Source organism: Streptomyces sp. NPDC001903, from assembly GCF_042891345.1.
Lineage (GTDB): Bacteria > Actinomycetota > Actinomycetes > Streptomycetales > Streptomycetaceae > Streptomyces.
Genome location: NZ_JBIASZ010000001.1, coordinates 518,452 through 532,776, shown reverse-complemented (window position 1 = coordinate 532,776; position 14,325 = coordinate 518,452). Strand labels below are relative to the sequence as shown.

General features: G+C 72.1%; 14 protein-coding genes. 10 read left to right on the top strand and 4 right to left on the bottom strand.

What is annotated here, in order from left to right; all coding sequences use genetic code 11:
• Positions 1 to 106: 106 nt before the first annotated feature.
• A complete protein-coding gene (locus tag ACFYZS_RS02520) occupies positions 107 to 397 on the bottom strand; it encodes an MTH1187 family thiamine-binding protein (RefSeq protein ID WP_389005940.1) in 291 nt (96 codons plus the stop codon).
• Positions 394 to 744 (bottom strand): DUF3817 domain-containing protein, encoded by a 351-nt coding sequence (locus tag ACFYZS_RS02515; RefSeq protein WP_030153811.1) that lies wholly within the window; start codon positions 742 to 744, stop codon positions 394 to 396. The genes ACFYZS_RS02520 and ACFYZS_RS02515 overlap by 4 nt, the downstream gene beginning before the upstream one ends.
• Positions 745 to 916: 172 nt before the next feature.
• Here ACFYZS_RS02515 and ACFYZS_RS02510 point away from each other — a divergent pair, with 172 nt between their 5' ends.
• From ACFYZS_RS02510 to ACFYZS_RS02485, 6 genes are all read left to right on the top strand, one after another.
• Entirely contained in the window at positions 917 to 1,555 is a 639-nt protein-coding gene (locus tag ACFYZS_RS02510) for an AIM24 family protein (protein WP_053689446.1), read from the top strand.
• Positions 1,555 to 2,205 carry an AIM24 family protein gene (locus ACFYZS_RS02505; protein ID WP_030153809.1) on the top strand — a complete coding sequence of 217 codons (651 nt, stop codon included), beginning with the start codon at positions 1,555 to 1,557 and terminating at the stop codon, positions 2,203 to 2,205. Before ACFYZS_RS02510 ends, ACFYZS_RS02505 begins: the two co-directional genes overlap by 1 nt.
• Complete coding sequence (locus ACFYZS_RS02500) at positions 2,202 to 3,032, top strand: AIM24 family protein (RefSeq protein WP_385584391.1); 831 nt, start codon at positions 2,202 to 2,204, stop codon at positions 3,030 to 3,032. Before ACFYZS_RS02505 ends, ACFYZS_RS02500 begins: the two co-directional genes overlap by 4 nt.
• A gap of 64 nt (positions 3,033 to 3,096) precedes the next feature.
• Entirely contained in the window at positions 3,097 to 3,573 is a 477-nt protein-coding gene (locus ACFYZS_RS02495) for a MarR family winged helix-turn-helix transcriptional regulator (RefSeq protein ID WP_389006297.1), read from the top strand.
• Positions 3,574 to 3,712: 139 nt separating this feature from the next.
• Positions 3,713 to 4,288: a PepSY domain-containing protein gene (locus ACFYZS_RS02490; protein ID WP_389005937.1), complete on the top strand. Its 576-nt coding sequence runs from the start codon at positions 3,713 to 3,715 to the stop codon at positions 4,286 to 4,288.
• Between the two features lie 94 nt (positions 4,289 to 4,382).
• Positions 4,383 to 4,457, top strand: coding sequence for a 50S ribosomal protein bL37 (locus ACFYZS_RS02485; RefSeq protein ID WP_099895366.1), 75 nt, complete (start codon positions 4,383 to 4,385; stop codon positions 4,455 to 4,457).
• 92 nt (positions 4,458 to 4,549) lie between these two features.
• Here the strand turns inward: ACFYZS_RS02485 and meaB are convergent, their stop codons facing one another.
• Complete coding sequence (gene meaB / locus ACFYZS_RS02480) at positions 4,550 to 5,509, bottom strand: methylmalonyl Co-A mutase-associated GTPase MeaB (RefSeq protein ID WP_030857200.1); 960 nt, start codon at positions 5,507 to 5,509, stop codon at positions 4,550 to 4,552.
• A gap of 36 nt (positions 5,510 to 5,545) precedes the next feature.
• Positions 5,546 to 6,748, bottom strand: a complete 1,203-nt coding sequence (locus ACFYZS_RS02475; protein ID WP_389005935.1) for an acetyl-CoA C-acetyltransferase — start codon at positions 6,746 to 6,748, stop codon at positions 5,546 to 5,548.
• Between the two features lie 136 nt (positions 6,749 to 6,884).
• Between ACFYZS_RS02475 and mce the strand changes: the two genes are divergently transcribed.
• The 4 genes from mce to ACFYZS_RS02455 all read left to right on the top strand — a co-directional run bounded on the left by mce (position 6,885) and on the right by ACFYZS_RS02455 (position 14,324).
• Entirely contained in the window at positions 6,885 to 7,313 is a 429-nt protein-coding gene (gene mce / locus ACFYZS_RS02470; protein ID WP_048476381.1) for a methylmalonyl-CoA epimerase, read from the top strand.
• A 192-nt stretch (positions 7,314 to 7,505) separates the two neighbouring features.
• A complete protein-coding gene (scy, locus tag ACFYZS_RS02465) occupies positions 7,506 to 12,041 on the top strand; it encodes a polarized growth protein Scy (RefSeq protein ID WP_389005933.1) in 4,536 nt (1,511 codons plus the stop codon).
• A 193-nt stretch (positions 12,042 to 12,234) separates the two neighbouring features.
• A complete protein-coding gene (locus ACFYZS_RS02460) occupies positions 12,235 to 13,173 on the top strand; it encodes a cellulose-binding protein (RefSeq protein ID WP_030153801.1) in 939 nt (312 codons plus the stop codon).
• A 149-nt stretch (positions 13,174 to 13,322) separates the two neighbouring features.
• Positions 13,323 to 14,324 (top strand): ABC transporter ATP-binding protein, encoded by a 1,002-nt coding sequence (locus ACFYZS_RS02455; protein WP_376192423.1) that lies wholly within the window; start codon positions 13,323 to 13,325, stop codon positions 14,322 to 14,324.
• The last annotated feature ends 1 nt before the right edge of the window (position 14,325 follow it).

Here is a 14,325-nt window from a genome sequence, read left to right as displayed (position 1 = left end):
AAAGGTGACAAACCCTGGGCGTGTCGAACGGGGCTCGGCCGAACGGGGGGTTGCGCGAACCCGCCCCCGGACAGGGCCGTCCGGGTGGCGGGAACGCGGGACGCCGCTAGGCCAGGTGGCGCTCCACCGTTTCCACCTTGGACGTCAGCCCGTCGACCACACCGGGGCGGATGTCGGCCTTGAGGACCAGCGACACCCGCGGCGCGCGCTCCTCCACGGCCGCCACCGCGCGCTTGACCACGTCCATCACCTCGTCCCACTGCCCCTCGACCGAGGTGAACATGGCGTCCGTGCGGTTCGGCAGGCCCGACTCCCGTACGACGCGCACCGCGTCGGCCACGTACTCGCCGACCTCTTCACCGACCCCCAGCGGGGTCACCGAGAACGCGACGATCACGCTGCGTTCGCCGCCTCGCGCCGGGCGCGGGCCGCCATGACGCTGTCGGCCTCCTCGCGCTTGAGGAGCTTGTCGCCGTAGAGGCCGCCGAAGGGCAGCAGCGCCAGCAGGAAGAACAGGGCGACCTTCTTGACCGGCCACTTCGCCTTGTTCCACACGTCCAGCAGGAAGACCGCGTAGATGACGAACAGGATCCCGTGCAGGATGCCGAGCGGCATCATCAGGTAGTCGATGTCGGAGATCCGGCTCAGCACCGATCCGAAGATCAGCAGGGCCGGGAACGACAGCGCCTCGGGTACGGAGATGAGGCGCAGCCGGTGCAGGGCGGAAGCGGTCTTGATGTCCACGATGAGCCTTCGGGGTGGTGGCCGGGGGTCCGTTCCAGTCTCTCAGCCGCCCTGCCGGATCTTGAGGCGGGGCCGCCGCGGGGCCGCGCCCCGAGTGTGCGAGATGCCGCAGTCGCCGGATATCGGCCACCGGGCCCTGTTCGCCTCCGCCCGCTGCCGATAACGTCATCCCGTGGCTCAGTTCCGACTCCAAGGCAGCAAGGTGCTGGCCGTCGACCTGACCGGGGATGCCGTGAAAGCGAAGAACGGCTCCATGGTCGCGTACGACGGGCAGATGGCCTTCAAGAAGATGACCGGCGGCGGCGAAGGTTTGCGCGGCATGGTGACCCGTCGTCTGACGGGCGAACAGATGACGGTGATGGAGGTGCAGGGGCACGGCACCTGCTTCTTCGCCGACCGCGCGAGCGAGATCAATCTGGTCAACCTGCGCGGCGAGAAGCTGTACGTGGAGTCCAGCAACCTCCTGTGCACCGACGCCGGCCTGCGCACCGGCACCACCTTCACCGGCCTGCGCGGCGGGGCGACGGGCAACGGCCTGTTCACCACCACCGTCGAGGGCTCCGGGCAGGCGGCGATCATGTCCGACGGTCCCGCGGTGGTGCTGCGCGTCAGCGCCCAGTACCCGCTCTCCGTCGACCCGGGGGCGTACATCGCGCACACCGGGAACCTCCAGCAGTCCTTCCAGTCGGGGATCAACTTCCGCACCCTGATCGGCGAGGGCTCGGGCGAGGCGTTCCAGATCCGCTTCGAGGGCGAGGGCCTGGTCTACGTGCAGCCCAGCGAGCGCAACACCATCGGGGGCGACATCTGATGCCGTTCCGCGAGATCAACTCGAAGATGGTCGAGGCCCAGGTGATCCCGGGGCAGAGGATGTTCAGCCAGCGCGGCGCGATGCTCGCGTACCGCGGCGACGTCTCCTTCACCCCGAGCCTGACCGGCGGTCAGGGCGGGGTGATGGGCATGATCGGGCGCCGCGTGGCCAACGAGCAGACCCCGCTGATGACGGTCGAGGGCAGCGGCACCGTGATGTTCGGCCACGGCGGCCACCACATCCAGGTGATCAACCTGACCGGCGAGACCCTGTACGTCGAGGCAGACCGGCTGCTCGCCTTCGACGGCACGCTCCAGCAGGGCACCATGTTCATGGGCTCGCAGGGCGGCGTCATGGGCATGGTCCGCGGCCAGGTGACCGGTCAGGGCCTGTTCACCACCACCCTCAAGGGACACGGCTCGGTCGCCGTGATGGCCCACGGCGGGGTCATCGAGCTCCCCATCACCCCGAACCGGCCGATCCACGTCGACCCGCAGGCGTACGTGGCCCACCACGGGGACGTCAGGAACAAGCTCTCCACCGCGCTCGGCTGGCGGGACATGGTGGGGCGCGGCTCGGGCGAGGCGTTCCAGCTGGAGCTGTCGGGTCAGGGAGCGGTGTACGTGCAGGCCTCGGAGGAGAAGCTGTGAACTTTGGTCCCGTGATCGGCGGCCCGGGAGGCCCGACGGTCTTCGACCCGCACACCCTGCCCTCCGACGACAACGTGAACGCCTACACCTTCTGCGTGGAGCTCAAGGGGAGCCAGTGGTTCCTGCAGAAGGGCAAGATGATCGCCTACTACGGGCGGATGGAGTTCAACGGCGTCGGCAACGGCCGCTTCGACCGGCTGCTGCGCACCAGCTTCCACTCGCCGATGCACGCCGCCGACTGGGTGGTGGCCGAGGGCTCGGGCAAGATGCTGCTGGCCGACCGGGCGTTCGACGTGAACTCGTACGACCTGGACAATGGGAACCTGACGATCAGATCGGGCAACCTGCTGGCCTACCAGCCCTCGCTCGCCCTGAAGCAGTCGATCGTGCCGGGGTTCCTGACCCTGATCGGAACGGGGAAGTTCGTGGCGGCGTCCAACGGGCCGGTGGTGTTCATGGAGCCGCCGCTGCGCGTGGACCCGCAGGCGCTGGTGGGCTGGGCGGACTGCCCGTCCCCCTGCCACCACTACGACCACGGCTACATGTCGGGCGTCATCGGCGGGCTGCGCTCGCTGACGGGCATCGGCGGCAGCTCCGGCGAGGAACACCAGTTCGAGTTCGTCGGGGCCGGGACGGTGCTGCTGCAGTCCTCGGAGATGCTGATGGCGGAGCAGGCGATCGGGGCCGTCGGCGCCGGCGCGGAGTCGGCGGGCGTGCCCGGAGCCGGGTACGGCGGCGGCCACGGGCAGCAGGGTCCGCTGGGCCAGCTGGGCGTGCCGCGGATGCCGGGACAGCTGGGTGACATCCAGCGGCGCCTGGGACTCTGACATATTCCGACATCCTTTTTTGTACGTAATTCAACTTCTTAGGTAGAGTTCATTCATGGAGACCATGGAGACCGAGACGGCCACACGCTGGCTGACCGAGGCCGAGCAGTGCACCTGGCGCACCCACCTGGACGTCAGCAGGCTGCTGATGCACCAGCTGGAAAAGGATCTCCAGCCCTTCGGACTCACCAACAACGACTACGAGATCCTGGTGAACCTCTCGGAGTCCGAGGGCCACCGGATGCGGATGAGCGATCTCGCGACGTCGACGCTCCAGTCCAAGAGCCGGCTGTCCCACCAGATCACCCGCATGGAGACCGCGGGCCTGGTCGTCCGGGTGAACTGCGAGTCCGACCGGCGGGGCCTGTACGCCGTCCTGACCGACGAGGGCATGGAGCTCATGCGGAAGGTCGCCCCGCACCACGTGGCGTCCGTCCGCCGGCACTTCATCGACCTGCTGCCGCCGGAGGCCCTGGCGGCGCTGCGCGCCTCGCTGGAACCGGTCGCGACACACCTGCGGGACGAGCGCGGCAAGGCCTGACGGCGGCCCGGCACCGCCGGGGCGGCGCCCCGTCCGGGGTGCCGTCCGCGGCGGCGGCCCCGAGAATGAGTGGTAACGCTCGCTCGCCGGCCGCCCGCCGAGCAACCGTAAGCGCATGGCCGGCCAGAGGAGGTCAGCCATGCACCCCATGCACAAGGTGGCCGTCACGACCACGGCCGCGGCCGCGGCCGCGGTCCTGATCGCCGCGGGCCCGGCGGCGGCCGCCGCGCACACGGCCGAAGCGGCGAGAACCGCGCCCGCCGCCGCCCCGGCGCGCGCCGACGTGGACGCCGCCGGCGCCGCCGCGGCGGCGCTGAAGAGGTATCCGGGCGTCGTGGAGTCCATCGACAAGGACGGCGCCGTCTGGCACGTCGACGTCATCGGCAAGAACGGCAAGCACGCGGAACTGACGGTCGACACCCGCAGCGGCAAGGTGTTCACCGAGAACGCGGACGACGACGGCGACGACGGCGGCCAGAACAAGGCGGTGGTCGCCTCGAAGGTCACCGCCGAGCAGGCGATGAAGGCGGCCGTCGCCGCCCGTTCCGGCCAGGTCCGGTCCGTGGAATGGGACGACGATGACGACAACGGCTCCCGCTACTGGAACGTGGAGATCCAGTCCGGCGGCAAGACCGTCAACGTCCACGTCGACGCCGCCTCGGGCAAGGCGACGGTGTCCGGATCGGACTCGGACGGTGACGGCGACGGCAACTGACACGCGCCGGTCCGCGGGTTCCCGTGCGGACCGGATCGGGCGCCCCTAGACTGGCGAACGCCCGGATTACCCCGATCTTCGAGGGAGTGGCGTCATGGCCAAGCGCGGCAACAAGAAGCGAGCACGCAAGAAGAAGAAGGCGAACCACGGCAAGCGTCCCAACGCCTGACCGGTCCGCCTCGCGACGTACGAGAGCCGCGCCCCGCAAGACCGGGGCGCGGCTCTCGCGTGCGCGGGCCGCAACGCGGGCCCGCGAACCGCTCAGGACTCCGTCAGCGTCGCCAGGAGCGTGTCCGCGGCCGCGTACGGGTCCAGCTCGCCGGCCGCGACCCGGGCCGCCAGGGCGTCGAGGTGCGCGTCCCCGCGCACGTCCGCCATCCGGGCCCGCAGGGTCGTCACGGCGATGGTCTCCACCTCGCGCGCGGCCCGCGCCGTACGCCGCTCGGCCAGCACCCCGCGCTCGTCCATCCACGCCCGGTGCTTCTCCAGGGCCTCGACCAGCTCGTCGATGCCCTGGCCGCGCGCCGCGACCGTCTTGACGATCGGCGGCCGCCAGTCGCCCGCGCCCCGGGACTCCCCGAGACCGAGCATGTGGTTCAGCTCCCGGGCGGTGGCGTCGGCGCCGTCCCGGTCCGCCTTGTTCACCACGTACACGTCGCCGATCTCCAGGATGCCCGCCTTCGCGGCCTGGATCCCGTCGCCCATCCCGGGGGCCAGCAGCACCACCGACGTGTCGGCCTGCGAGGCGATCTCCACCTCCGACTGCCCGACCCCGACCGTCTCGACCAGGATCACCTCGCAGCCGGCCGCGTCCAGGACCCGGATCGCCTGCGGGGCGGCCCAGGCCAGGCCGCCCAGGTGGCCTCGGGTGGCCATGGAGCGGATGTAGACCCCCGGGTCGGAGGCGTGGTCCGACATCCGGACCCGGTCGCCGAGCAGCGCGCCGCCGGAGAACGGCGAGGACGGGTCGACGGCGAGGACGCCGACCCGCTTGCCGGCCTTGCGGTACGCGGAGACCAGCGCCGAGGTCGACGTGGACTTGCCGACGCCCGGGGAGCCGGTCAGGCCCACCACGTACGCCCCGCCCGTCAGCGGGGCCAGGGCCGCCATCACCTCGCGCAGCTGCGGGGACGCCCCCTCGACCAGCGAGATCAGCCGGGCCACCGCTCTCGGCCTGCCCTCACGCGCCTGGGCCACCAGCTGGGGGACGTCCACCGTCATACGTGCTGCGCTCCTCGGTTCGGGTAGGGGAAAGGGCTACTTCTTCGGGACCCGGACGATCAGGGCGTCGCCCTGGCCGCCGCCGCCGCACAGCGCGGCCGCACCGGTCCCGCCGCCCCGGCGCGCCAGCTCCAGGGCCAGGTGCAGCACCACGCGGGCGCCGGACATGCCGATCGGGTGCCCCAGGGCAATGGCGCCACCGTTGACGTTCACCCTTTCCGGGGTCACGCCCAGGTCCTTCATTGACTGCACGGCGACCGCCGCGAAGGCCTCGTTGATCTCGATGAGGTCCAGGTCGGAGACCTGGAGGCCCTCCTTCTTCAGCGCGTGCAGGATCGCGTTCGACGGCTGCGACTGCAGCGAGTTGTCGGGACCGGCCACATTGCCGTGGGCGCCGATCTCGGCGATCCACTCCAGACCCAGCTCCTCGGCCTTCGCCTTGCTCATCACGACCACCGCGGCGGCGCCGTCGGAGATCTGCGAGGAGGTGCCGGCCGTGATCGTGCCGTCCTTCGCGAAGGCCGGGCGCAGCTTGCCGAGGGACTCGACCGTGGTCTCCGGGCGGATGCCCTCGTCCTGGGAGAAGAGAACCGGCTCGCCCTTGCGCTGCGGGATCTCGACCGGGGTGATCTCGGCCTCGAAGACGCCGTTCTTCTGCGCGGCGGCGGCCCGCTGGTGCGAGGCGGCGGCGAACTCGTCCTGCGGGGCGCGCTCGATGCCCAGACGGCTGTTGTGCTTCTCCGTGGACTCGCCCATCGCGATGTGCTCGAAGGCGTCCGTGAGGCCGTCGTAGGCCATCGCGTCCAGCATCTCGATCGCGCCGTACTTGAAGCCCTCTCGAGACTTCGGCAGCAGGTGCGGGGCGTTGGTCATGGACTCCTGGCCGCCCGCGACCACGATGTCGAACTCGCCCGCGCGGATGAGCTGGTCGGCCAGGGCGATCGCGTCGAGGCCGGAGAGGCACACCTTGTTGATCGTGAGCGCCGGGACGTTCATGGGGATGCCGCCCTTGACCGCCGCCTGGCGGGCCGGGATCTGGCCCGCACCGGCCTGCAGCACCTGGCCCATGATCACGTATTGCACCTGGTCGCCGGCGATGCCGGCCCGCTCCAGGGCGGACTTGATGGCGAACCCGCCGAGGTCGGCGCCCGAGAAGGACTTCAGCGAGCCGAGCAGCCGCCCCATGGGGGTGCGGGCCCCGGCGACGATCACTGACGTGGTGTTGTTCGTTCCGGACATGGAGCACAGCCCCTTGAAGATGAGGGTGAACGAGGGTTTACCTGAATGTACTGAGCGGTACCCGCGCCGTCACCGGGCAGTCGGTGTGATCGCTGGCACGTTGCGTGACCGCCCTCCGCAGCGGTGCACTGGTCCCATGCTGACAAGAATCGACCACATCGGGATCGCCTGCTTCGACCTGGACAAGACTGTCGAGTTCTACCGTGCCACGTACGGCTTCGAGGTGTTCCACACCGAGGTCAACGAGGAGCAGGGTGTGCGCGAGGCCATGCTCAAGATCAACGAGACCTCCGACGGCGGCGCCTCCTACCTCCAGCTCCTCGAACCCACCCGCGAGGACTCCGCGGTGGGCAAGTGGCTGGCCAAGAACGGCGAGGGCGTGCACCACATCGCCTTCGGCACCGAGGACGTCCTGGGCGACTCGGAGGCCATCCGCGGCAAGGGCGTCCGGGTCCTGTACGACCAGCCCCGCACGGGTTCGATGGGCTCCTCGATCACCTTCCTGCACCCCAAGGACTGCCACGGAGTCCTCACCGAACTGGTCACCTCGAACCCCGACCACTGACGGACCACTGATGGCCCGATTCCCCGGCCGGTAGAGTGGCCATGGCTCGGCCGGGGTTCGGTGCGGAGACGGGGTCGGGGCCTGTGACCCCTGCCCCGGTATCTGACACCATTCCCCGGGGGCGTCGTTCAGCGGGCGAGCGATGCTCAATTGGGAGTGAGCTTGCGACCAGGGGACGGATGGGACCGCGCTGTGCGGGGCTACGAAAGCCAGGAGAGCCATCAGGCTGAAGCCGACCATCTCTCGCGCTTCGAAGCCGAGATGGAGCGGCTGAAGAAGGAGCGCGGGAAGGCCGTCCAGCACGCCGAGGACCTCGGCTACCAAGTCGAGGTGCTGCGCGCCAAGCTCCACGAGGTGCGCCGCAATCTGGCGTCCCGCCCCGCCTACGACAGTGCGGACATGGGCTACCAGGCGGAGCAGCTGCTCCGCAATGCCCAGATCCAGGCCGACCAGATGCGCTCGGACGCCGAGCGCGAACTGCGCGACGCCCGGGCACAGACCCAGCGCATCCTCCAGGAGCACGCCGAGCACCAGGCGCGCCTGCAGGCCGAGCTGCACGCCGAGGCGGTCAACCGCCGCCAGCGGCTGGACCAGGAGCTCAACGAGCGCCGCCAGACCGTCGAGGCGCACGTCAACGAGAACGTGGCCTGGGCCGAGCAGCTGCGCGCCCGTACGGAGTCCCAGGCCCGCCGGCTCATGGACGAGTCCCGCGCCGAGGCCGAGCAGTCCCTGAACGCGGCCCGCGCCGAGGCCGCCCGCGTCGCCGAGGAGACCCGCCGCCGGCTGACCGCCGACGCCGAAGCCGCCCGCGCGGAGACCGAGGCGACCCTGCTGCGTGCGCGCAAGGAGGCCGAGCGGCTGCTGACCGCCGCCTCCGCACAGGCCCAGGAGGCCACCGAGCACGCCGAGCGGCTGCGCAGCAGCACCAGCGCCGAGGCCGAGCAGACCCGGCAGCAGACCCTCGACCTCGGCCGCGTCGCCGAGCAGCGGGTCCAGGAGGCCGACGGCGCCCTGCGCTCCGCGCGCGCCGAGGCCGAGAAGCTGCTCGCGGAAGCCAAGGAGAGCGCCGCCCGGCAGCTCGCCTCGGCGGAGTCCGTCAACGAGCAGCGCACCCGCACCGCCAAGGAGCAGGTGGCGCGGCTGGTCGGCGAGGCCACCAAGGAGGCCGAGGTCCTCAAGGCCGAGGCCGAGCAGACCCTGGCCGACGCCCGCGCCGGCGTCGAGCGGCTGCGCGCGGAGGCAGCGGAGCAGGCCCGCGCGGCGGCGGCCGAGGACACGGCCGCGCAGCTGGCGAAGGCGGCCCGCACCGCCGAGGACGTACTGAACAAGGCCTCGGAGGACGCGCGGGCCACCACCCGCGCCGCGTCCGAGGAGGCCGAGCGGATCCGCCGCGAGGCCGAGTCCGAGGCGGAGCGGCTGCGGGCCCAGGCGGCGGCCACGGCCGACGAGCTCAAGGGCGCCGCGAAGGACGACACCGAGGAGTACCGGGCCCGGACCGTCGAGCTCCAGGAGGAGGCCCGGCGGCTGCGCGGCGAGGCCGAGCAGCTGCGCGCGGAGGCCGTCGCCGAGGGCGAGCGGATCCGCGGCGAGGCGCGCCGCGAGGCCGTCCAGCAGATCGAGGAGGCGGCCCGGACCGCCGAGGAGCTGCTCGGCAAGGCCAAGTCGGACGCGGACGAGCTGCGCGGCGGGGCGAGCGCCGAGAGCGAGCGGGTCCGCGCCGAGGCCGTCGAGCGGGCCACCACGCTGCGCAAGCAGGCCGAGGAGACGCTGGAGCGCACCCGCGCCGAGGCGGAGCGGCTGCGCACCGAGGCCGAGGAGGAGGCGGAGTCCGTACGGGCCGAGGCCGACGCGGCCGCCCGGGCGCGGCGCGAGGAGACCGAGCAGGCCCTCGCGGCGAAGCGGGCGGAGGCGGACGAGGAGCTCGTACGCCTGCACGCGGAGGCCGAGAGCCGGCTGGGCACGGCCGAGCAGACGCTGCGCGACGCCCGCGGGGCGGCGGAGAACATCCGCCGGGAGACCGCCGAGGAGGCCGACCGGCTGCGCGCCGAGTCGGCGGAGCGGATCCGCACCCTCCAGGCGCAGTCGGAGGCGGAGGCCGACCAGCTGCGCACGGACGCGGCGGACGACGCCGGGCGGACGCGCGCGGAGGCCGAGCAGGTCGCCGTACGCCTGCGCAGCGAGGCGGAGTCCGAGGCGGAGCGGGTGCGCACGGAGGCGAAGGAGACCGCGGACCGGCTGCGCGCGGAGGCGAAGGCCGCCGCCGAGCGGGTCGCCGCGGAGGCCGCCGAGGCGCTGGCCGCCGCGCAGGAGGAGGCCGCCCGGCGCCGCCGGGAGGCCGAGGAGACCCTCGCGTCGGCCCGTACGGACGCGGACAGCGAGCGGGCCCAGGCCCGCGAACAGAGCGAGGAGCTGCTGGCCTCGGCCCGCAAGCGCTCCGAGGAGGCGCAGGCCGAGGCGGCCCGGCTGACCGAGGAGGCCGAGCGGCGCGCCGCGGAGCTGGTGTCGGCGGCGGAGGCCACCGCCCAGCAGGTGCGGGACTCCGTCGCCGGGCTGCGCGAGGAGGCCGACGAGGAGATCGCCGGGCTGCGCAGCGCCGCCGAGCACGCGGCGGAGCGTACGAAGACGGAGGCCGAGGAAGAGGCCGCGCGGGTCCGCGCCGACGCCTACGACGAGCGCGAGCGGGCCACCGAGGACGCCAACCGGATCCGCACCGAGGCGCGGGCGGAGACGGACGCGGCGAAGGCGCTGGCCGAGCGCACGGTCGGCGACGCGATCGCCGAGGCGGAGCAGCTGCGCGGCGACACCGCGGAGTACGCCCAGCGGGTGCGTACGGAGGCGACGGACGCGCTGGCCGCGGCCGAGCGCGACGCGGCCCGCACCCGGGCCGACGCCCGGGACGACGCGAACCGGATCCGCGGCGAGGCGGCCGAGGCCCTGGAGGCCTCGCGCGCCGAGGGCGGCCGGATCGTCGCCGAGGCGACGGCGGAGGCCGAGCGGCTGACCGGCGAGACCGAGGCCGCGAACGCGGTGACGGTCGGCGAGGCCGCGGCCGAGGCCGAACGGCTCACCACCGAGGCGACTCTGGCGGCGGACGCCACCCGCGCCGAGGCGGCGGGCATCCTGGACGAGGCGCGCTCCGAGGCGGGCCGGCTGCGCAGCGAGGCCGCCGAGCAGGCGGACCGGCTCATCACCGAGGCCGCGGCCGAGGCGGACCGGCTCACGGAGGAGACGCGCGCCGCGAACGAGGCCGCGGTCGGCGAGGCGACGGCGAAGGCCGAGCGGCTCACCCGGCAGGCGTCCGACATGCTGGCCGCGGCCGAGCGGGACGCGGCGCGGGTCCTGGTCGACGCCCGCAACGAGGGCGACCGGCTGGTCGACGAGACGCGGGCGGCCAACGAGGCGACGGTCGCCGAGGCCGAGGCCGAGGCCGAGCGGCTGCGCGCCGAGGCGGCGCGGACCCTGGACGACGCCCGCGCGGAGGGCGGCCGGATCATCGGCGAGGCCACCGCGGAGGCCGACCGGGTCACGGTCGCGGCGAACGAGACCCTGGCGAGCGCCGAGCGGGAGTCCGAGCGGACGCTCGACGAGGCGCGCGCGGAGGCCGGCCGGCTGCGCGGCGAGGCGGCCGAGCAGGCGGACCGGCTCATCACGGAGGCGGCCTCCGAGGCGGACAAGCTCACCGAGCAGACCCGCAAGGACAACGAGCGCACGGTCGGCGAGGCCCGGTCCGAGGCCGAACGGCTGCGCGCGGAGGCCTCGGAGGCCCTGGCCTCGGCGCAGGAGCACGCGACCCGTACCCGCTCGGAGGCCGAGCGGGTCAAGGCCGAGGCGGCGACGCAGGCCGAGCGCACCCGTACGGAGGCCCGCGCGGAGTCCGAGCGGCTGCTGGACGAGGCCCGCGAGGAGGCCAACAAGCGGCGCAGCGAGGCGGCGGAGCAGGTCGACCGGCTCATCACCGAGGCGGCGTCCGAGGCGGACAAGCTCACCAGCGACGCGCAGGCGCAGGCCCTGGCGGCCACCACGGCGGCCGAGGAGCAGGCCGACGCGATGGTCGACGCGGCGCGCAAGGAGGCCGCGCGGATCTCCTCGGAGGCGACGGTCGAGGGCAACTCCCTGGTGGAGAAGGCCCGTACGGACGCGGACGAGCTGCTGGTCGGCGCGCGCTCGGACGCGGCCGCCATAAGGGAGCGGGCGGAGGAGCTGCGCTCCCGCGTCGAGGGCGAGGTCGAGGAGCTGCACGAGCGGGCCCGCCGGGAGTCCGCCGAGCAGATGAAGTCGGCTGGCGAGCGCGTGGACAAGCTGGTGCGGGCGGCGACGGAGCAGAGCGTCGAGGCCGAGGCGAAGGCCAAGGCGCTGGTGTCGGACGCGAGCAGCGAGGCGAGCAAGGTGCGCATCGCGGCGGTCCGCAAGGCGGAGGCGCTGCTCAAGGAGGCCGAGCAGAAGAAGGCCGAGCTGGCCCGGGAGGCGGAGAAGGCCCTCGCGGAGGCGAAGGCGGAGGCCGAGCGACTGGTCGACGAGGGCCGCCGTGAGCTGGAAGTCCTGGTGCGCAGGCGCGAGGACATTCAGGCGGAGATCTCCCGTGTCCAGGACGTTCTTGAGGCGTTGGAATCATTCGAGGCGCCTTCGGGCGGCGGAAAGCCGGCGGTGGGCGGACAGGGCGCGGGGGGCGTGAAGGCCGGGGCCTCAGCCGGCTCCACCCGTTCGGGTGGGAAGGCGTCGGAGGGCTAGCAATCGATCTGGATGTGTGTTCCTGATGAAGGTTCAGGCGAACGAGTGACAAGCATTCTGTCGCCTTGCCACTCAAAAGGGGTGTCATTGTCCAGATCAAACGCGGATTGACTCGATGACACGCCGCTCGGGCGCCTAGGATTCCCCTAACACCTCACGTAGCACCTCATCGGTCTCATTCGACAGGAACCCCATGAGCGACACTTCCTCCCCCTTCGGCTTCGAGCTCGTGCGGCGTGGTTACGACCGCGGTCAGGTGGACGACCGCATTACCAAGCTGGTCTCCGACCGCGACAGCGCCCTTGGACGTATCAACTCTCTGGAAAAGCGGATCGAGGAGCTGCACCTCGAGACGCAGAACGCCCAGGCCCAGGTGAGCGACGCCGAGCCGTCGTACGCCGGCCTCGGCGCCCGGGTCGAGAAGATCCTGCGCCTGGCCGAGGAGGAGGCGAAGGACCTGCGCGAGGAGGCCCGTCGCGCGGCCGAGCAGCACCGCGAGCTCGCCGAGTCGGCTGCCCAGCAGGTGCGCAACGACGCCGAGTCGTTCGCCGCCGACCGCAAGTCGAAGGCGGAGGACGAGGGCGTCCGCATCGTCGAGAAGGCCAAGGGCGACGCCTCCACCCTGCGCGCCGAGGCCCAGAAGGACGCCGCCTCCAAGCGCGAGGAGGCCGACGCCCTGTTCGAGGAGACCCGCGCCAAGGCCGCCCAGGCCGCCGCGGACTTCGAGACCAACCTGGCCAAGCGCCGCGAGCAGTCCGAGCGCGACCTGGCCTCGCGTCAGGCCAAGGCCGAGAAGCGCCTCGCGGAGATCGAGCACCGCGCCGAGCAGCTGCGCCTGGAGGCCGAGAAGCTCCGTACGGACGCCGAGCGCCGCGCCCGCCAGACGGTGGAGACCGCGCAGCGCCAGGCCGAGGACATCGTCGCCGACGCCAACGCGAAGGCGGACCGCATCCGCAGCGAGTCCGAGCGCGAGCTGGCGGCGCTCACCAACCGCCGGGACTCGATCAACGCCCAGCTCACCAACGTCCGCGAGATGCTGGCGACGCTGACCGGTGCGGCCGTCGCGGCGGCCAACCCGATCGTCGACGACGAGCCGGTCACCCGCGGCGTTCCGGCGCAGCAGAGCCGCTAGTACGCGCGGTAGCACGCACGGCAGTTCACCGGCGGTCGACCGGTCGGACGGCCGCCGTCTACCGGCCCGTGGACGAACGTCCTGCCCGAGGGCCCTGTGTCACCTGTTTGAGGTGGCGTGGGGCCCTCGGGCGTTCTAGCGTGAGCGGCATGATCGAGCTTGAGGGCCTTACCAAACGATTCGGCGCGAAGACCGCCGTGGACCACCTCAGCTTCCAGGTCAGACCGGGGGTGGTGACCGGCTTCCTCGGCCCCAACGGGGCCGGGAAGTCCACGACCATGCGCATGATGCTCGACCTCGACAATCCGACCAGCGGTACGGTCCGGATCGACGGGAAGCACTACCGGGACCTGCCGGAGCCGTTGAAGCACATCGGTGCGCTGCTGGACGCGAAAGCCATGAACGGCGGCCGCAGCGCTTACAACAACCTTCTCTGCCTTGCCCAGTCGAACCGCATCCCGGAGAGCCGGGTCGCGGAGGTACTGGATCTCGTCGGGCTGACTCCCGTGGCGAAGAAGAAGTCGAAAGGATTTTCGCTGGGCATGGGCCAGCGGCTGGGAATCGCCTCCGCACTGCTGGGCGACCCGGAGATCCTCATGTTCGACGAGCCCGTCAATGGTCTGGACCCGGAGGGAATTCTCTGGATCCGAAATCTTATGAAGGGGCTGGCGTCCGAGGGGCGGACGATCTTCGTCTCCTCCCACCTGATGAGCGAAATGGCGCTGACCGCGGACCATTTGATCGTCATCGGCCAGGGAAAGCTTCTGGCCGACATGTCCATGGCTGATTTCATTCACAAGAACTCGCGCAGCTACGTCCGGCTGCGCTCACCTCAGCAGGAGCGGCTCAAGGACGTCCTGCACGAAGCCGGGATCGACGCCATCAGCGTCCCGGCCACCGGCGCACTGGAGATCGACGGGGTGGCCGCGGAGCAGCTCGGCGAACTGGCCGCGCAGCACCAGATCGTGCTCCACGAACTCAGCCCGCAACGGGCTTCACTGGAGGAAGCGTTCATGCGCATGACGGCGGACTCCGTCGAGTACCACGCCCACGCACCGGGAGAACCGGGGCTGCCCCCGGGGCCCGGCCCGGCCGTCGACGCCCCCGCGTGGGGCGCCGGGTACGAGGCGACGCGCAAGGGCGGGCAGTGAC